Below are 17,890 nucleotides of genomic sequence, written 5' to 3'. Positions count from 1 at the left end.
AGGGTAACGTGGCCATCAAGCGCTTTAAACGTTACCCTTCAAACCTTAAACGTATTAATTTAGTCCGTAAAAATACGGATAAGCGAATCCTTAACCAACATTCGCCGGGCTGTCTACCATACGTTTCTCCTGCGAATGCGCCAACGACGCCCGTACAAACTGCACAAACAACGGATGAGGATCCATAACCGTGCTGCGTAATTCGGGGTGAAACTGTACGCCGACGAACCAGGGATGGTTTTTCAGCTCGACAATTTCCACCAGACCGGTTTCCGGATTGATGCCGGTAGGAATCATTCCCGCCTTCTCAAACTGGCTGATGTACTCGTTATTGAATTCGTACCGGTGCCGGTGCCGCTCGCTGATTTGCGTTTTCCCGTACACCTGAAAAGCGAGGGAATCTTTCTTGATTTTGCAGGGGTACGCGCCCAGCCGCATCGTGCCGCCCATGTTGGTCACCTTTTTCTGGCTTTCCATCATGTCGATAACCCGGTGCGACGCATTTGGGTTCATTTCAGCCGAGTGGGACTCGTTCCAGCCCAGTACGTTCCGCGCAAATTCGATGCAGGCACACTGCATTCCGAGGCAAATACCGAAAAACGGCACCCCATTTTCGCGGGCGTAGCGGATGGCGTTAATCTTGCCTTCGATGCCGCGTTCGCCAAAACCAGGAGCAACCAGAATACCGTCGAGGTCGCGAAGACGCTCAGCAACCTGCTCATAATCACCTAATGTTTCGGACTGAATCCATTCGATGTTGACTTTGCATTCGTTCTGCGCCCCGGCGTGAATGAAGGCTTCGGCAATCGATTTGTAGGCATCGCGCAGTTCGACATACTTCCCGATCAATCCAATGGTCACACTGTCCGTCGGATTTTTCAGGTGCCCCAGAAACTCCTTCCAGCTATCCAGGTCGGCGTCCTGGTCGTTGTACAAATCCAGCATGTACAGCGCCCGCTGATCCAGCTTTTCTTTCCGCATCAGCAGCGGCACATCGTAGATGGTTTCCGCATCGATGGCTTCGATGACGGAATTGACCTGTACGTTACAGAACAGCGCGATTTTCCGGCGAATGTCGGGGGGAAGCGGATGCTCCGTCCGGCAGACAATGATATCGGGCTGTACCCCATTTTCGAGCAGCATTCGAACGGAGTGCTGCGTTGGTTTGGTTTTCAGCTCACCCGCCGAGGCCAGGTACGGCACCAGCGTCAGGTGTACCACCAGTGTATCCTGCTCGCCCAGCTCAAACTTTAGCTGACGAACGGCTTCTACAAACGGCAACGATTCGATATCGCCCACACAACCACCAATTTCCGTAATAACGATATCGTATTCACCGGTTTCACCCAGCAACCGGATATTGCGTTTTATTTCGTCGGTGATGTGTGGCACAACCTGTACCGTCCGTCCGAGGAAATCGCCTTTGCGTTCGCGGGTAATAACGTTGTTATAAATTCGGCCTGTGGTGACATTGTTGGCCTGTGACGTCCGAATATTCAGGAAACGTTCGTAGTGCCCCAGATCGAGGTCAGTTTCAGCACCATCGTCGGTAACGTAGCACTCGCCGTGCTCGTACGGATTGAGCGTACCGGGGTCAATATTAATATAAGGATCAAACTTTTGAATCGTGACCGACAGGCCGCGAGACTGAAGCAATTTTGCCAGCGAAGAAGCAATAATGCCCTTGCCTAATGATGAAGTTACACCGCCCGTAACGAAAATGTACTTAGCGGTTTTCTGACCGGATAAAGCCATGTCTGAAAACGAATTGGGATTGTTACGGGATATAAAGGTAGGGAAACTTATTGAGAAAAACGGGGTTACGCTCTATAAAAAGTTATAATTTTACGATAAACACCTGAAAGTCAGGATGCGCTTTTTTTAGGCAACGGCTGCGACCTTATTGTATTTGTTGCGGTATTCAATGGGCGACAATCCGGTAATTTTTTTAAAGATCGTCCGAAAGGCTTTCGTATCGGAATAGCCTACGTCGTACATGATCTCATTGATATTCTTCTGGGTGATTTCCAGGTTCTTTTTGGCCGCTTCGACCTTCACCCGCTGGATGTATTCGGCCACGGTATTGGAGGTCGCTTTCTTAAACCGCCGTTCCAGATTCCGACGGCCCAGCGCATTCATTTCTGCCAGCTGATCGATCGTAATTTTGTCCTGAAAGTTATTCTCGATAAACTCCTGGGCCTTCTTTACCGGCTCATCCTCGTGCTCCTTCTGGCCCTGAAAAATAGTGAAGGGAGACTGTGTATCGCGATCTATTTCAACGGCAAAGACCTTGGCTGACAGCACCGCCAGATCCCGGCCCGCGTATTTTTCGATCAGGTACAGGATCAGATTCAGGTACGAAAAGGCTCCACCGCTGGAATAAATGCCGAACTCATCGGTAATGATTTTCTCGGTGACCAAATTTACGTCCGGGAACCATTGCCGGAACGCGTTGGCGGCCATCCAGTGGGTAGCACAGCTCCGGCCTTTCAATAAACCGGTTGATGCCAGCAGAAAAGCGCCCAGACACAGGCTGGCTACCTCCGCGCCATTCTTGTAATGATGCGTTATCCAGGGAAGAAAATCCCGATTCCGCTCAACGGCAACCTGCAAATCACCATCCAACGCCGGAATGATGATCAGATCGGTTTTTTTCACGTCATCGATCAACACATCCGCATGGGCCGTAAACAAGCCTCCACTCAATGGAGTCTCCCTGGTCAGGCCTACCAATTGTACCTGAAACATCGGAGGAGCGCCTTTGGCCGCCACAAATTGATTGACTTGTGTAAAGAGCTGGCGGGTACCTTCCAGGCTACCTAAAATAGCTCCCTTGGGAACTAAGATCGATATGTGCTTCATAGCCCAAAAGTAAGCGAATGGAATGTCGTAATCAACCCCTTGGATTGCCGCGTTTGCCCCCTGCTCCGGCCCGCCGATTCTGTTAGTTTTGCCGGAACGTCTGATCGTCAATCGGATGCAAATGATAGACTGAGCCGATCGACTGCCGACCTGGAATCGATCCAGCGACTTGACCGGCCAAGCCCAGGTTATCACCTGAACCCGTCTGAAATGAAGAAACACATTCTATTTATACACAGCGCGGGCCCGCAGGGAAATCACGCGGGCAGTGGCGACCTGGTGGCTTATTTGCAGGAAACACTAGGCACTCAATACCGGGTAATCCACCCGAAAATGCCGGATCCCGAAAATCCTCAGTATAGCCGCTGGAAGCAACAACTGGAAAACGAACTCACGAAACTCAACGGAGAAATTGTGCTCGTTGGCCACTCGCTGGGCGGTTCGGTTTTATTGAAATACGTATCCGAGGAAAAACTGCCGAAACCCATTGTGGGCATTTGCCTGGTGGCGGCTCCGTTTTGGGGTTCGAGTGGCTGGCAAAGCCGGGATTTTGCCCTGCGATCAAATCGGTCAACCCTAAATCCGGTTCCGCGCATCATTCTTTTCCACAGCCGCGATGACGAAGTAGTACCGGTTGCTCACCTCCGTCAGTATGCCGCAATTTTTCCCGAAGCCCGCGTTCGCGAACTGGATAACCGCGGACATCTATTCAGCAATGGATGCGCCGAACTGGCCGACGCCATTAAAAAGCTCTTGGAAAAACCCAGGATGCGGAAGCCGCTGAGGTCGCCTAGATCGCTGGGAGCCTGAAAAGTACGGGTTAACATTGTCGTAATTCCCCCTGCATTTTGCCGCATTCGGGCCTTCGGCGTCGTTCTTTTCCCACGTAAATTTGTTCAGAAAATCACCCAGTTACTTTCCTTCAACCAACCGATACAATGGCGCGCTTCAACCCCTATCTCAATTTTAACGGAAACACCGAAGAGGCTTTCAACTTTTACAAATCCGTATTTGGCGGAGAATTTGCCATGTTGCTACGGTTTAAAGATACGCCGGAAGCCGACAAGGTTTCGGCCGAGGAAGCTGACAAAATTATGCACATTGCTCTTCCGTTGAGTAAAGACACTGTTTTAATGGCTACGGACGCACTGGAGTCAATGGGTCAGAAACTAGTCGTCGGCAACAACTTCTCCATTTCGATCAGTACCGACACCAAAGACGAAGCCAACCGGCTTTTCAGCGCCCTTTCCGATGGAGGCCTGGTAGACATGCCCCTGGAGGATACGTTCTGGGGCGATTATTTTGGTGCTTTGACCGACCGATTCGGCATCCAGTGGATGGTTAGCTACAACGAAGAATACGCCGAATAACCTGCCCTACAAGCAACCAGTAACAACAACTCATTGAACCTGGAACTCTCTGCCCTACGCTCGGTCAATCCCGGTTTTTTTGGGATTAATCGACACCTATTCCAACGTGAGAAACCGATCAGATGAGGACTATTCCGGAAATCGGCTCCCCAAAACCGTTCAAATCATGGTTGAAGTGTTTGTAACCAATGTAACCGAAACCCGGCAGGCTAACCGAATTGTTGAGCAAATTCAGCTAAGGCTGCCGTACCATACCGCCACGTTTGACCTGGAGGATTGCGACAGAATTCTGCGCGTTGTAGCCACCGGAACTCCGGTCGACCCATCGCGGATCATCGGCCTTTTACAAGAGTTTGGATTTCGGGCGGAAGTACTTCCCGATGAGGTTTCTACGGCTTCGATCCTGTATTAACTTTCGGGTTGTTTTGCTATTATTGCATATTCGGGGCCCACTAGCTTCCGACCCTCCTATGCACCACCTTTACAGCCGGTTTATCCGTTCGTTTTATCCAAAACGATTCTTATTTCTTGCCATCGCGGCTTTCCTTTTGCTGGTGGCCTATCAAACCCGTGAAGAAAAAGACCGCAGCTGGAGTATCTACAAAGCCGACTCCGAAAGCACCAGTTATTCACCCCTCAACCAGATTACGGTTTCAAACGTCAACCAGCTCCAACCCGCCTGGACCTTTACGCTGAACGATGCCATGCCCGGCGCCCGGGCGGGTAGCAGTGAGTGCAATCCCATTATTGTCGATGGGGTTCTGTATGCCACTTCAGCCCGCCACCGGGTTTACGCCCTGAATGCCTCTACGGGCGAGCAGAAATGGACGTTTGATCCTTTCGATGGCGCAGTTGGGGGCGGTGTCAGCCGGGGTGTTACGTATTGGGAGGACGGAACGGATCAACGAATTCTGTTCACGGGGGGCGACGTGCTGTTTGCGCTCGACGCCCGCACGGGAAAACCGATTCCTGGTTTCGGTAAAAAGGGGCAGGTGAGTATGAATATTGGCCTGCGCGACGACCCGGAAACCATCTCCGTCATCCCAACGTCGCCCGGCATTATTTTCCAGGATTTATTGATCATGGGTGCCGAAGTGTCCGAATTGTACGGCGCTCAACCGGGCTACATCCGGGCTTACAACGTCCGAACCGGCAAGCTGGAATGGACTTTTCACACGATACCGCTGCCCGGAGAACCCGGTTACGAAACCTGGCCGAAGGAAGCGTATAAATATGCTGGGGGAGTTAATGACTGGGCAGGCATGAGCGTCGATCAGCGACGTGGCACGGTATTTCTGGCCCTGGGATCTCCCTCCTACGACTTTTACGGAGCCGACCGCAAAGGAAAAAACTTATACGGCAACTCCGTAGTGGCACTCGACGCCCGAACGGGAAAATACCGCTGGCATTACCAGATCGTGCACCATGATTTGTGGGACTATGACCTGCCAGCCCCTCCAAACCTGGTGACAGTAGAACGGAATGGACAAAAAGTTGACGCCGTGGCCCAGATCACCAAGCACGGTTTTGTGTTTGTGTTCAACCGCGAAACCGGCGAACCGCTATTTCCAATTGAAGAACGCCCCGTTCCAGCTTCCCGTATTCCCGGCGAAGAGGCTTGGCCCACGCAGCCTTTTCCACTCAAGCCCAAACCGTTTGCTCGCCAGTGGATGACCGAAGCCGACCTAAATAACTACTCCCCGGCCAGCCATGATTCGATCGTCAAAAAGTTCCGGTCGATGCGGTACGAAGGCTTGTTTACCCCGCCGGATCTGAAAGGTACGCTCATGCTGCCCGGTACCCGGGGTGGTGCCGAATGGGGCGGAGCAGCCTACGACCCGGCTACCAGTGTCTTGTTTGTTAAATCCAACGACTCGCCGGAAATCCAGTCGATGCAAAAAGTGGACCTGGAAAAAGAAGCCCAGGATCAGACCGTTTTTGATCAGGGACAGACGCTGTACATGACGTATTGCGCGAGTTGTCATGGTAAAGATAAAAACGGCGACGAGCCCAATTATCCTTCCCTGATCGGTCTGCGAAACCGCATGAGTCGGGAAGCCGCTCTGGCCAAGATCAAGCGTGGAGGTGGCAAAATGCCCGCTTTCGCCAGTGTAGTTCAGGGCAAGGAGCAAGGCATTATCTCGTTCCTGTTCGACCGCGTTCGCAACTCCAGCAAGGTCACCAAACTGGAAACAGGCCAGACGCTGAAAGGGGCCGATAAATACCTGAATCTAACGGCCTACGGCCACTTCCGCGACTCAAAAGGTCGTCCGGCTCTCCGCCCGCCCTGGGGAACACTGAGTGCCATCAACCTGACGACGGGTGACTACGCCTGGCAAATTCCATTGGGCAATGAGCCAGAGCTACAGGAAAAAGGTGCCCCCGAAACCGGTCAGGAAGGATCCGCCGGACCAATCATTACGGCCGGTGGAGTACTCTTTATCAGCGGCACTAACGACCGCAAACTGAAAGCGTTCGACAAAACGAGCGGCAAGCTTCTCTGGGAAACCACACTGCCCGGAATTGCCAACGCCACCGCCTGTACGTATCTCAGCGGTGGTCGTCAATTTGTGGCGCTCTCAGTCGGAGGTAGCAAGGAGAACCCGGCCGGTTATATTATGGCCTTTGCCTTACCGAAATGATGGTTTCGAGCTTAACTTAACCGGTCTTTAAAGCTTTCGTAGCCGTAGGTTTTCACCAACTGAAAGGTGTTATTTTCCTTCCAGATTCCAATAGAGGGCAGGTTAACACCGTTAAAGGTGGTGGTTTTCACCATGGTGTAGTGAATCATATCGTCGAAAACAATCCTGTCACCCACCTTCAACGGTTCGTCAAAGCTGTAATCGCCCATAAAATCCCCCGCCAGGCAGGTCATTCCACCAAACCGGTATGTGGGTTTTCCCGCTACGGGTTCATGGTATGAATTCAGTATCCGGGGTTTGTACGGCATTTCGAGTGTATCCGGCATGTGGGCGGCAAAGGAAGTATCGAGAATAGCCACATCAATACCCTGGCTGTCAACAATATCCAGAACTGAGGAGACGAGCACGCCCGTTTGCCAAGCAATGGCAGAACCGGGTTCCAGGATGACCTGCACATCGTATTTTTTCCGAAAAGCGGTCAGCAACTTAATCAAATGATTGGTATCGTAGCCTTCGCGCGTCATCAGGTGCCCCCCGCCCATATTAACCCACTTGACTTGGTGCAACAGATCGCCAAACCGGCTTTCGAGCGCTTCAAGTGTTCGTTCCAGCGTGTAGGAGTCGTTTTCGCAAAGCGTATGAAAATGAATACCTTCCATCCCCTCGGGCAGGGTTTCACCCAGCAGATTCCGCGTCACGCCCAGCCGGGACCCCGGTACGCAGGGATTATACATATCCGTTGCTACTTCCGAATACTGCGGATTGACCCGAATTCCGCACGAAATACCCGAGCGGATGGCCCGCTCTTTGAAGCGCTCCCACTGGTTGAGCGAATTAAAGGTGATGTGGCTGCTTCTTTCCAGCACTTCGTCAAACTCATCATCGCGTAGGGCCGGAATGTAGGTATGTGCCTTCACACCCAGGTATTCATTGACCAGCTTTATTTCATTCAGCGAACTGGCCGTCGCGCCCGAGAGGTACTCTTTCACCAACGGAAAAGCGCTGTACATCGAAAACCCTTTTAGGGCCAATATAATCTGAATACCAGCTTCCTGCTGGACGGTATTGATCAATTCCAGGTTGGCGCGGAGTTTGGCTTCGTCCAGGACAAAACAGGGAGATGGAATGGGTGCGTAGTCGATCATCAGCAAATGAAAACGTCAGAAAATGGCTTTTGAACCACAAAAATAGGGAAAACCGTAGTTTTGCTAACCATAAAAATACCCCGCTAGTTCCGAACCAACGGGGGACGTTGTCAGGCTCAACCGTGTTGGTTATTCAAGCGCAAACACAACCGGTAAAGTGAACCGCACCCGTACCGGCCGACCGGATTGTTTGCCCGGTTGCCAATTCGGCATTTTCTTCACTACCCGCATGGCTTCCTCATCGCAGCCAAAGCCAATTCCTTTCACAACCGTTACATCCACAATACTGCCATCGGTATTAACGACAAATTGTAGGTAAACTTTGCCGGAAATACTGGCTCGCGCAGCCTGGGGCGGATAGCGTAAATTTTTCTGAAGGAAATCAGCCATTTGACGCGCCCCACCCGGAAACTGCGGATCCTGTTCAACTGCAATAAAGATTTCATCGGGTTTTCGTTCTACATCAATCGCCGTTTCCACCCGCGCCGGGCCAGCGGTTTCGGAGGGAGCCTCAATCGCTTCGAGGGCGTTGGGATCTCCTTCCTGCGTTTTGTCACTCGACACCTTGTCCTTCAACTCATCAACCGTTGGTACCGTCACGTCGTCGGGGGCTTCGGTTACCACTTCAACCGGCAGGTTCCGAATGGTCGATACCTGCGGGGCCACTTGCTGCGGGGGCGGCACCACTACGGGCGGTTCTTCCTGCGGTAACGTTTTAATGTCTTCCAGCGTCACTTCTTTCATAAACTGATCCGGTGCCGCAGCGGGTTTGAACCGATTGTACAGCGTGGGAGTTGCCAAAGCTGCTCCAAACAGGGCAATTCCCAACCAAAGAGCGCGGTTAGCGCTTCGGTTGTAATGGCGACGCAGATCGTAGGCCCCATACAGTTGGTTGCGGTTTTCAAATACGATGTCGTCCAATGAAGCCATTCTCAGTTGCTCAGGTGTCATAGCCAGTGTAGAATTAGTATGGAACAAATATATATCAGAAAATTATATATACAAGTTATTGCAAGTATATTCTATGGCTATTTCACTTATATTTCACACGCTGGTTTCTAGTCAATGCCTATGATGAACGCGGAAGGCTCCTTTATCCCCAATTTGGTTCGCTGCATCCGAATACTACAATCCGGATTGGTACTACTGCTTATTAGTCAGCTCATGACGCAAGCCATGGCACAGCGTCGGGGAATAGCCACCTCAAAACGGTTTCTGGATTCACTCCAGCGGGAAACGTTTCACTATTTCTGGGATTTAGGTAACAATCCGCACGGCCTGATTCCTGATCGGTATCCAACGCCCTCTTTTGCGAGCATTGCCGCCACCGGCTTTGGCCTGACGGCCTATCTGATCGGTGTCGAAAGAGGATACATCACCCGCCAGCAGGCCGCCGAACGCACCCTGAAAACGCTCCGTTTCTTTCACAATGCCCCCCAGTCGACCAGCGAAAAAGGGTCGACTGGATACCGTGGTTTTTTCTACCACTTCCTGGACATGAAAACCGGGCACCGGTATAAACAAGTCGAATTATCCAGCATTGATACAGCCCTGCTGCTGGCCGGCATGTTGAGCAGCCAATCGTATTTCAACCAAAATACCGCTGTAGAAAAAGAAATCCGGACGCTGGCCGATCGTATTTACCGGCGCGTGGACTGGAAATGGATGCAGACCCGAAAACCGTTGCTCGCAATGGGCTGGCACCCCGAACACGGTTTTATTCAATCCGACTGGAAAGGCTACAATGAAGCCATGATCTTATATGTCCTGGCGCTCGCATCGCCCACGTTTCCGGTGGAATCCGAGGCCTGGGCGGCCTGGACGTCCACGTATGCGTGGAAAGAATTTCAGGGTTTTTCGTACGTAAATTTTGAACCTTTATTTGGGCACCAGTACTCACACATCTGGATCGACTTCCGCAGCATTAAAGATGCGTACATGCGCACCGCAGAAATCGATTACTTTGAAAACAGCCGCCGGGCTACCTTGGCCAACCGCGCCTATTGCGTGGCCAATCCGGGAAAATTTAAGGAATATGAGGCTGATATCTGGGGACTGACCGCCTGCGACGGGCCCAAAGACACGGTAATCAATGGGCAACGTTTTTTCTCCTATCGTGCCCGTGGAGCCGCAGCGACACAGGTTGTCGACGACGGTACGATTGCCCCCACCGCAGCCGGTGGCTCCATGCCGTTTACCCCCGAAGAAAGCATTCGGGCGCTCCAGCTGATGAAATACCGGTATGGCAAAAAAATTTACGGAACGTACGGCTTTAAGGATGCCTTCAATCTGACCTACCCGGGGCAATGGTTCGATCAAGACTACCTGGGCATTGACAGTGGGCCAATCCTGCTGATGACGGAAAATTACCGTACGAATATGATCTGGAACCTGATGATGCGCAACGCCACCCTGCGTCGGGGTTTGCTGCGGGCGGGTTTTCGGGGAGGCTGGCTGAGGAGTTAAGCATTACGAGTTGGCTGACGCGAGCTAAAAAGAGTGCATCAGCCAACTCGTAATGCTTAATTTTCTACGCTGAGCGGTTGGTTGACTTGCTCCTGAACCGGGAGGCCCTGCCGGTTCATTTGCTCGATGAAAGGATCAGGATCCATTTCTTCACAATTCCAGACCCCCGGTTTCATCCAGATACCTTTCAGCATCAATAGGGCACCGATCATGGCCGGAACCCCCGTTGTGTAGCTAACAGCCTGTCCGCGTACTTCCTTGTACGTCTCCGCGTGGTCGCAATTGTTCCAGATGAAATACGTTTTTTCCTGCCCATCTTTCACGCCTTTGATCTGGCAACCGATCGACGTCTGGCCCGTATAATTTTCGCCCAGCGTGTCGGGAGCTGGCAAAACGGCTTTCAGGAATTCCAGCGGAACAATATCCATGCCCTGGAATTTGACGGGCTGAATGCTGGTCATTCCCACGTTTTCCAGAACCTGTAAGTGGGTAATGTATTGCTGACCAAAGGTCATCCAGAAGCGGGCCCGCTTCAGCGTTGGGAAATTTTTGACCAGCGATTCCAGTTCTTCGTGGTAAAGAACATAAGATTCTTTGGGGCCAATTTCGGGGTATTCGATCGGTTTATGAATCGACATCGCTTCAATTTCAATCCATTCGCCGTTCTCCCAATACCGTCCGGGCTGGGTGATTTCCCGGATGTTGATTTCGGGGTTGAAGTTGGTAGCAAAAGCTTTGCCGTGGTTCCCGGCGTTGCAATCGACAATGTCGAGGTAATGCATTTCGTCAAACTGATGCTTGGCCGCATACGCGGTGAACACCTGCGTAGCGCCCGGATCAAAGCCGCAGCCCAGCAGCGCCATAATACCGGCTTCTTTAAACCGCTCCTGATAGGCCCACTGCCAGCTATACTCGAATTTAGCCACTTCTTTTGGCTCGTAATTGGCCGTATCCAGGTAATGTACTTTCGTTTCCAGACACGCATCCATAATCGGCAAATCCTGATACGGCAGGGCCACATTAATCACCAGTACCGGTTGAAACCGTTTGATCAGCATGACCACTTCCGACACAATATCGGCGTCGACCTGGGCTGTCTTGATGTCTACGCCGTGCATTTCCCGAATCTCGGCGGCAATTTTATCACATTTGGCAACCGTCCGGCTAGCCAGCATAATGTCAGTGAAAACATCTGCATTTAGCGCACACTTGTGGGCGACAACACTGCCGACCCCTCCGGCGCCAATAATCAGCACTTTAGCCATTTGATCAAAGACTGTTTAGGGTTTGTCACGGGCCCTGCGCCGGGCACCCTGACAAATTTAGTTGAACAAAATCGCGCAAAGATAGAAAGACCCATCCCGTTGATACCAGAAAAGAAAAAGAAAAGATAGGCCGCTTCCTAAAAAAGATTCCGTTTATCCGTTAGGACAAAAACAACCTAGATACTATATTTGATTAATAGGCAAAATGTTTCCCTATTTTTAAACCACTCCATGTTATGAAATTAATCAACTCTACCGGTTCTTTTGAACTAGCCATAAAAGGATATGGCATTCAAGGCAGCAACTGGCGGGATCGCAACAGCCTGCAGTGTGAGCTTTCGACCGAATTCCAGAAAAAACTGCATACCCAGCTGACTCCCCTGCAAACCTGGGAAATCAAACGACTCATCAATGGCCTCAAACTGCTCTGGAACCGGGCCATTCCTCACGTCACCGTTTCCTTTGCCGAACCGGGGCTGAATGTCGAAGCCAGCTCACTGCCCAACGAACAATATCACCTGCAGATTCAGCTGGATCACGCCTTAACACCGTCCTGGCACCCCTACCCCGAATTCCCCTGTTTACTGGATGTCACCCTCACCCGATTTCAGCTGCGCGAAGCCATCCGGGATTTAGTTCGGCAACTTGATCTTTTTCCGGAACGGTGAGTAACGTATCAGGCGAACCGTTTTCTAGTTTTTCTGCTTATTTCACAAATGATAATTCGTCATATGAATCCTTTTTCGCCAAGTTCTCGGTAATTTTGGTCAGAGAAGCGATTCTCTTCAGGTCAATTCACGTAAACCAGAGCCGGTCCGTTCTGGTCCCGGCGGTTATTATTTATAATCAATGTTAGAAGTCCGAAAAAGGAGTCGAACCCAAACGATGGCCCGCATCCTTCAGGCTGTCGGTGAAGTCATTTCTGAGCGAGGTACCAATCGAGTGGGAATTAATGCAGTAGCCGAAAAAGCCGGTGTTAACAAAGTGCTTATTTATCGGTATTTCGGCGGGTGGGAAGGGTTGATGCAGCAGTTTTTGCACGAAGGGAGCTTCCTGACCGATTACAATAAAAAGTTTCTGGAAAATCAAGCTACGCCGGACCCGGAATCTCCCCAGCAAAACCGCATCAAGTACCTGACCGGGCTGCTGCGTGAACTCCGCTCGCGGACGTCCGCCCAGGAAATGTTGAAGTGGGAAATCAGCAATCCCGGTTTGTTTTTCAGCCAGCAGCTTGCCCTGGCGCGCAATGAATCGTACCAGCAAATTATGACCGAGTTCTTTGCCACGGAACAAGAAGACCTCAACGCCGTGACCGCCATTCTGGTTTCGGGGATAACGATGCTCATTCTGATGGCGGCCAACCAAAGTCTATTTATGCAGATTGACCTGCAATCGGATGAAGGCTGGCAGAAAATTGAACAGGCGATTCAGCGCATCTATACAAAGCTGGATTAAACACCGCTCTGAGGTACGGTTGTCAATGCACGCCCGTAGGCGAAAAGCCAGCCGTACCTCAAATAATTTTCTTGTAAATAGTCGGATCACATCTCAGGCCGCTCTTTCCTGATTCGGTAAGGCCGATTCCCAATTGAAGTATCGTATATACAACGCCGTTCTCCTTCTAGGGCTGGGTCAGCTACCCCGGGTCTGGTTTTTCCCCTCAAATCAGGTCGTTTTTTTCACAATTCAGTCGAAGGTTGCCGCATCCTATACCGCTGTAGCTTGAATCGTGCGGGCTACTGCGCTTACCTTTGAGCATTACCAAGAACAACACGACTACGATGAACGCACGAAAAACCTTTCAAGCACTGCTTGGAACTACCCTCTTTTTGCTGGGGACACTTGCATCCTTAACCTCTTGTAAATCTGAATCACCCGAACCCGGTACGACGCCACCCGACTCCGGAACCGGCACCAAGGGTCAGTCGGGTTATCTAACGGGCCACGTTACTGACCCGCAGGGAAAGCCGCTACCCCGGGCTACGATATTTACCGAAAATACGGTAATCAAAGATCGGGGCGCTGAGATCAGCACCGGAGCCGATGGGTCTTATAAAATTCAGTTGGTAAAAAACCTCGGCCAATGGCTGGCCAAAGGATACATTCTGAAATCCTACAACGACCGGATTTATAAAATCCAGCTTGATCCCGAAAATCCGGATAGCTTCTCAGAAGACGAAAAACCCGTGCGGAATTTTCAATGGAAACTGACCGGCCACATACCCGACCTGAGCCTGGATTTGTACTATGGCGGATTGGTTGAACTGTATCGCGACCCCAATGAACTGGATCTGGATAACGAAAAAATTGAGTTTACCTTCAAGCCCGTTGGCCCCCTGATTGACGGTTCGACCGGGAAGACCTTGACGTTGCAAACGAAGAAGCGTTACGACGACTTTATACGAGATGTTCCCATCGGTCGCTACACCATAACGGCGGTTTACAAACCGACGGGCGAAAAACTCCTGGTTACCGATCCCTGGGGCGATGATCTGAAGTATACAGAATCGGTTACGCTCGATTTCCTCGGCCGGGAATCCGCCACCCGCTCCAACCATATGGGCATCGGTTTTACCCGACGGTAGTAAAACGGTTGGGGCACTCAGCGTGGCTAAGCGCCCCAACCATTTAGTTTTGCCTGCGCCGTGTTTTTAATTCGCTTTTCATGCTTTCCTTCATGGCCAGATACTGCTGATACTGCTCCTGATTCAGTACGGTTTTTAGCTCCCCATCTTTTTTCTTCATCTGCGTCTGAAGTTGTCGGGCCGTGCGCAAATTCCTTCCACCGGTTTCGAGCAAAACCTGATTCTGCCGCGCGTAGGTCAGGTTGATGCTAGCCACTGTGTTTTCCTGTCCAGACGATAGCTTGAGCTTTTCCGTCATCCGGGCCGTCTGGAATGAAGCACGCTCTTCCGGCGTTCTGAGGTCTTTTTGTTGGGCGAACGTAAGGGATGACAGGCTTATACCGGCCATCAGAAGTACGGTTTTAAAAACACTGGTTTTCATTGGCTTGCTCGATGAATGATGATGATACAAACCTAAAGCGCCAATGCTTGGGATGCTGAAAATCTGAAGTCAAGCCGGCATAATGGAATGCCGATCGGCTAAAACCCGACCTGAAGCCTCAGTATTCTTCCATCCACTTTTTAAAAAGCGGAGCACGGTCCTTGCTAATGAGAACCAATCCGGCCGGTTCGGGCTGCAACCGTAACCGCAGCCGGCCATTGAAATAATATTCAGCTTCCCGAATGCTCTGACGCGCAACAATAAACTGCCGATTGGCCCGGAAAAACCGAGCGGGATCAAGTTGGCTTTCCAACTCGTCCAGTTTTTGGTCCAGCGGGTAGCGGATTTTGGTGTACAACGTCGCCGATACCACGCCACCCTCAATTTCGAAATAGGCAATATCGCTCGTTTTAATGGGCAGCAATTTGTCTCGAAACGGAAGTAAGAAGCTGTTTCGGTAGGTTCGGGGCTCCCCTATTCGCTGAGCCAACATCGACTGCATCTGCCGAATCAGTCCATCAGTAGCCGACCGGGTCAGCGCCCGGTATTTCTGAAGGCTGGCTTCCAGGGCCTCCCGGTCAATCGGTTTCAGGAGATAATCAATGCTGTTGTGCCGAAACGCCCGAATGGCGTATTCGTCGTAAGCGGTCGTAAAGATGATCGGACACGAAACCGTCACCTGTTCCAGCAGCGAAAAGGAAAGGCCATCCGCCAGTTGAATATCCGAGAAAATAAGATCAGGAACAGGAAAACTATGCCAGCGCTCGCGCCCTTCGGCCACGCTGTCGAGCACGGCCACCACCGAAAGATTGGGTTCAGCTTCCCGCAGTAATGCTGTCAGGTGGGCCGCGGCCGTTACTTCGTCTTCAATGATCAGTACGTGCATGGGTTGCCGGAATAATGGGTAAACGTACACAAAATTCGTGCTCTGACCGGAAAATCTGGATCGACTTCCCGCCTAGTAACTGAAATCGACTTTCTAGGTTGGACAGCCCCAGCCCGGTTCCATCAACAAACTCGGCTTTGGGTTGGTAATTATTCCGGATTTCAATATATGATCCGGCCGGACCAGGTAGCAAGTGAATGGTGAGCGGTTTGGCGCGGGAAATAACGTTGTGCTTGACCGCATTTTCGATCAGCAACTGCATCGACATGGGCGGCAGTAACCAGGCGGCCTGGGTAGGCAAAGCATTCTCAATCCGCAAATTATCGCCGAAACGGATGGCTAGTAAGAACAAATACGCGGTTGTAAACTGCATTTCTTCGGCAAATGAAACAAGCGGACGGTGCTGCACCTGCAACGAATACCGCAACACCTGCGACAACCGGCTCAGGTAAGGCTGGGTGTTGCTGCTCCCCTCCCGAATGAGCGAGCTCAGCGCATTCAGCGAATTGAACAGAAAATGCGGATTCAATTGCGCCCGCAATCCATCCAGCTGCGCCTGTAGCTTTTCCTGCTTTAACCGCTCATTTTCGGACTGAAACCGCCGGTTTTGCTGCACAACCGTCAGGAAGTTGGCGATTAGTAAAGCCGTTCCCCAAACAAAAAACGTTCGAAAATAAGTCGCTACCATCACCAGCACCGGACGCTGCGGGTACCACGGCAGCAGCATCGCCACAAAAACGCCGGTAATCACTACGAATAAAACGAAATTGAAACCATACCAGCCCGACAGGTTGCTCCACGTCCGGTACTTTTTTTCACTCAACCCGTAGCAGTTCAGCTCAATAAAAAAATACGTGAATACCAGATGAAACAGCAAACGGGTCAATTGGTAGAAAACGTCGGGCAGCCCCGGCACGGGTGGCCAGAGGGGTCGATTGGCCAGGGTGAGCATGGGGAGGTTGACCAACGAGGCCACCACCAGAGACGCAACTGCCGCTATTTGCCGAAATGAAAAATGAGTATACATCCTGCAACTAGGAAAACCGCAACGGCTTATCGCCAACAATCGAACCGGAAACGCCAAATTCGCGGCTCAACTCTCCCCAGAGTTGCCTGAAGTCGTTAGTCGTTTGCTCGATCAACAATTTCTGCGGCTTCTTCCAGGTCGTCTTTTTCCGGCTCCGGAACGTCCCGGGTGACGGCTTCCGGTGCGTATACCATCGAAACCAGAATCGGGAAATGATCGGAACCGCAGTTGGGCAACCGGCGGATTTTCCGAAGCTTGAAATGATGCGAAACGAAAATATGGTCGAGCGGCCAGCGCAAAAAGAAATATCGGGCATGAAAGGTATTGAACAATCCCCGGCCAATTCGCGGATCAAGCAGACCGCTGATCCGTTGGAACAGCCGCGTGGTGTGCGACCAGGCCACGTCGTTCAGATCACCCGCCACAATCACCGGCTCTTTCTGCTTCCGAACCTCCTTTCCGACAATCACCAGCTCGGCGTCGCGTTCGGTTGAACGGTAATGTTCGGTTGGGCTGGGCGGCATCGGGTGGATTCCGTAAAAATGCACGCGCTGCCCCGATCGCAATTCCAGTTGTACATAAATGGACGGAATATCGTCTTCAACCAGAAACCGTATTTCGTGGTGACGAATCGGAAAGCGCGAATAAAAAAGCAACCCGTAGGTGTTTTCGAGCGGATGAAGAATCTGGTGCGGAAAATCGGATTCCAACGTTTTCAGGGCTTCTTTCCAGCGTTGATTGGCTTCCAGCACCAGCACCACATCCGGTTTGTGCTTTTGCACCAATTTTAGAACGTCCGGGCATTGGGTATTGTCCATGAACACATTGGCGTTCAGAATCTGAATGGTGTTGTCGTCCAGGTTATTTTTACCAGGTCCTTTTCCGGCGAACTTCACCTGCTTACGGTGCAGCGGAGAAAATGGGTAAATCAGCCAGCTTTCGTACACCAAAGCCGCCAGCAACCCCAGCATGGCCGCCAGCATCGGCCACTCCGTACTTCGGCTCAGGGTCAGCCACCCCACCAGGCCAAGGCCCGCCAGAACCGTAAGTTGCAGGTGCGGAAAATCCCAGATCCGAATCCACCAGTAGTCGACCCGGAGGAGGTGTATAAAAGAAATGACGGTAATCAGAATGGCGTATCCAATCAGAAAATACTCTACGTTGCTCATTTCAGGTTTCAGGTACTGCGGCACAGTCAAAAAACGAAGGCAAGATAGAGCT

17 protein-coding genes are annotated in these 17,890 nt (G+C 51.4%); 8 read left to right on the top strand and 9 right to left on the bottom strand.

Annotation, left to right across the window (positions count from 1 at the left end; genetic code table 11):
• Positions 1 to 90: 90 nt before the first annotated feature.
• Both ACYVH9_RS11250 and ACYVH9_RS11245 read right to left on the bottom strand, forming a co-directional pair.
• Positions 91 to 1,755: a CTP synthase gene (locus tag ACYVH9_RS11250; RefSeq protein ID WP_460636413.1), complete on the bottom strand. Its 1,665-nt coding sequence runs from the start codon at positions 1,753 to 1,755 to the stop codon at positions 91 to 93.
• A 126-nt stretch (positions 1,756 to 1,881) separates the two neighbouring features.
• Complete coding sequence (locus tag ACYVH9_RS11245) at positions 1,882 to 2,862, bottom strand: GlxA family transcriptional regulator (RefSeq protein WP_460636412.1); 981 nt, start codon at positions 2,860 to 2,862, stop codon at positions 1,882 to 1,884.
• Between the two features lie 210 nt (positions 2,863 to 3,072).
• Between ACYVH9_RS11245 and ACYVH9_RS11240 the strand changes: the two genes are divergently transcribed.
• The 4 genes from ACYVH9_RS11240 (at position 3,073) to ACYVH9_RS11225 (ending at position 6,874) form a co-directional block, all read left to right on the top strand.
• Positions 3,073 to 3,672 (top strand): RBBP9/YdeN family alpha/beta hydrolase, encoded by a 600-nt coding sequence (locus tag ACYVH9_RS11240; protein ID WP_460636411.1) that lies wholly within the window; start codon positions 3,073 to 3,075, stop codon positions 3,670 to 3,672.
• Positions 3,673 to 3,800: 128 nt separating this feature from the next.
• Complete coding sequence (locus tag ACYVH9_RS11235; RefSeq protein ID WP_460636410.1) at positions 3,801 to 4,232, top strand: VOC family protein; 432 nt, start codon at positions 3,801 to 3,803, stop codon at positions 4,230 to 4,232.
• Positions 4,233 to 4,338: 106 nt separating this feature from the next.
• A complete protein-coding gene (locus tag ACYVH9_RS11230; protein ID WP_460636409.1) occupies positions 4,339 to 4,644 on the top strand; it encodes a hypothetical protein in 306 nt (101 codons plus the stop codon).
• A gap of 58 nt (positions 4,645 to 4,702) precedes the next feature.
• Positions 4,703 to 6,874: an outer membrane protein assembly factor BamB family protein gene (locus ACYVH9_RS11225; protein ID WP_460636408.1), complete on the top strand. Its 2,172-nt coding sequence runs from the start codon at positions 4,703 to 4,705 to the stop codon at positions 6,872 to 6,874.
• A gap of 11 nt (positions 6,875 to 6,885) precedes the next feature.
• Here ACYVH9_RS11225 and nspC read toward each other — a convergent pair whose 3' ends face one another.
• Positions 6,886 to 8,019 carry a carboxynorspermidine decarboxylase gene (gene nspC / locus ACYVH9_RS11220; RefSeq protein WP_460636407.1) on the bottom strand — a complete coding sequence of 378 codons (1,134 nt, stop codon included), beginning with the start codon at positions 8,017 to 8,019 and terminating at the stop codon, positions 6,886 to 6,888.
• Positions 8,020 to 8,148: 129 nt separating this feature from the next.
• Complete coding sequence (locus ACYVH9_RS11215; RefSeq protein ID WP_460636406.1) at positions 8,149 to 8,949, bottom strand: energy transducer TonB; 801 nt, start codon at positions 8,947 to 8,949, stop codon at positions 8,149 to 8,151.
• A gap of 234 nt (positions 8,950 to 9,183) precedes the next feature.
• On the opposite strand from ACYVH9_RS11215, the gene ACYVH9_RS11210 reads away from it, so the two are divergent.
• Positions 9,184 to 10,485 (top strand): glucoamylase family protein, encoded by a 1,302-nt coding sequence (locus ACYVH9_RS11210; protein ID WP_460636405.1) that lies wholly within the window; start codon positions 9,184 to 9,186, stop codon positions 10,483 to 10,485.
• Positions 10,486 to 10,541: 56 nt separating this feature from the next.
• Here the strand turns inward: ACYVH9_RS11210 and ACYVH9_RS11205 are convergent, their stop codons facing one another.
• Positions 10,542 to 11,750, bottom strand: a complete 1,209-nt coding sequence (locus tag ACYVH9_RS11205; protein ID WP_460636404.1) for a saccharopine dehydrogenase family protein — start codon at positions 11,748 to 11,750, stop codon at positions 10,542 to 10,544.
• A gap of 236 nt (positions 11,751 to 11,986) precedes the next feature.
• Here ACYVH9_RS11205 and ACYVH9_RS11200 point away from each other — a divergent pair, with 236 nt between their 5' ends.
• The 3 genes from ACYVH9_RS11200 to ACYVH9_RS11190 all read left to right on the top strand — a co-directional run bounded on the left by ACYVH9_RS11200 (position 11,987) and on the right by ACYVH9_RS11190 (position 14,335).
• Positions 11,987 to 12,418: a WapI family immunity protein gene (locus ACYVH9_RS11200; protein ID WP_460636403.1), complete on the top strand. Its 432-nt coding sequence runs from the start codon at positions 11,987 to 11,989 to the stop codon at positions 12,416 to 12,418.
• Positions 12,419 to 12,635: 217 nt separating this feature from the next.
• Entirely contained in the window at positions 12,636 to 13,205 is a 570-nt protein-coding gene (locus ACYVH9_RS11195; protein ID WP_460636402.1) for a TetR/AcrR family transcriptional regulator, read from the top strand.
• 326 nt (positions 13,206 to 13,531) lie between these two features.
• Entirely contained in the window at positions 13,532 to 14,335 is an 804-nt protein-coding gene (locus tag ACYVH9_RS11190) for a carboxypeptidase-like regulatory domain-containing protein (protein WP_460636401.1), read from the top strand.
• A 43-nt stretch (positions 14,336 to 14,378) separates the two neighbouring features.
• Here the strand turns inward: ACYVH9_RS11190 and ACYVH9_RS11185 are convergent, their stop codons facing one another.
• The 4 genes from ACYVH9_RS11185 to ACYVH9_RS11170 form a co-directional block, all read right to left on the bottom strand.
• Positions 14,379 to 14,756 carry a hypothetical protein gene (locus tag ACYVH9_RS11185; RefSeq protein ID WP_460636400.1) on the bottom strand — a complete coding sequence of 126 codons (378 nt, stop codon included), beginning with the start codon at positions 14,754 to 14,756 and terminating at the stop codon, positions 14,379 to 14,381.
• Positions 14,757 to 14,874: 118 nt separating this feature from the next.
• Complete coding sequence (locus ACYVH9_RS11180) at positions 14,875 to 15,642, bottom strand: LytR/AlgR family response regulator transcription factor (protein ID WP_460636399.1); 768 nt, start codon at positions 15,640 to 15,642, stop codon at positions 14,875 to 14,877.
• Positions 15,623 to 16,669 (bottom strand): sensor histidine kinase, encoded by a 1,047-nt coding sequence (locus ACYVH9_RS11175; protein ID WP_460636398.1) that lies wholly within the window; start codon positions 16,667 to 16,669, stop codon positions 15,623 to 15,625. The genes ACYVH9_RS11180 and ACYVH9_RS11175 overlap by 20 nt, the downstream gene beginning before the upstream one ends.
• Positions 16,670 to 16,764: 95 nt before the next feature.
• Complete coding sequence (locus ACYVH9_RS11170) at positions 16,765 to 17,838, bottom strand: endonuclease/exonuclease/phosphatase family protein (protein WP_460636397.1); 1,074 nt, start codon at positions 17,836 to 17,838, stop codon at positions 16,765 to 16,767.
• Between the last annotated feature and the right edge of the window lie 52 nt (positions 17,839 to 17,890).

This window comes from Larkinella harenae (assembly GCF_054780515.1).
The sequence above is the reverse complement of the archived record's forward strand: the minus strand, read 5'-3'. Positions and strand labels throughout refer to the sequence as shown.

Coding starts and splice junctions, on each gene's coding strand:
- ACYVH9_RS11245 (WP_460636412.1), bottom strand. CDS start 2,862: ATGAAGCACATATCGATCTTAGTTCCCAAGGGAGCTATTTTAGGTAGC.
- ACYVH9_RS11200 (WP_460636403.1), top strand. CDS start 11,987: ATGAAATTAATCAACTCTACCGGTTCTTTTGAACTAGCCATAAAAGGA.
- ACYVH9_RS11190 (WP_460636401.1), top strand. CDS start 13,532: ATGAACGCACGAAAAACCTTTCAAGCACTGCTTGGAACTACCCTCTTT.
- ACYVH9_RS11210 (WP_460636405.1), top strand. CDS start 9,184: ATGACGCAAGCCATGGCACAGCGTCGGGGAATAGCCACCTCAAAACGG.
- ACYVH9_RS11215 (WP_460636406.1), bottom strand. CDS start 8,949: ATGGCTTCATTGGACGACATCGTATTTGAAAACCGCAACCAACTGTAT.
- nspC (WP_460636407.1), bottom strand. CDS start 8,019: ATGATCGACTACGCACCCATTCCATCTCCCTGTTTTGTCCTGGACGAA.
- ACYVH9_RS11180 (WP_460636399.1), bottom strand. CDS start 15,642: ATGCACGTACTGATCATTGAAGACGAAGTAACGGCCGCGGCCCACCTG.
- ACYVH9_RS11240 (WP_460636411.1), top strand. CDS start 3,073: ATGAAGAAACACATTCTATTTATACACAGCGCGGGCCCGCAGGGAAAT.
- ACYVH9_RS11195 (WP_460636402.1), top strand. CDS start 12,636: ATGGCCCGCATCCTTCAGGCTGTCGGTGAAGTCATTTCTGAGCGAGGT.
- ACYVH9_RS11235 (WP_460636410.1), top strand. CDS start 3,801: ATGGCGCGCTTCAACCCCTATCTCAATTTTAACGGAAACACCGAAGAG.
- ACYVH9_RS11205 (WP_460636404.1), bottom strand. CDS start 11,750: ATGGCTAAAGTGCTGATTATTGGCGCCGGAGGGGTCGGCAGTGTTGTC.
- ACYVH9_RS11250 (WP_460636413.1), bottom strand. CDS start 1,755: ATGGCTTTATCCGGTCAGAAAACCGCTAAGTACATTTTCGTTACGGGC.
- ACYVH9_RS11170 (WP_460636397.1), bottom strand. CDS start 17,838: ATGAGCAACGTAGAGTATTTTCTGATTGGATACGCCATTCTGATTACC.
- ACYVH9_RS11185 (WP_460636400.1), bottom strand. CDS start 14,756: ATGAAAACCAGTGTTTTTAAAACCGTACTTCTGATGGCCGGTATAAGC.
- ACYVH9_RS11175 (WP_460636398.1), bottom strand. CDS start 16,669: ATGTATACTCATTTTTCATTTCGGCAAATAGCGGCAGTTGCGTCTCTG.
- ACYVH9_RS11225 (WP_460636408.1), top strand. CDS start 4,703: ATGCACCACCTTTACAGCCGGTTTATCCGTTCGTTTTATCCAAAACGA.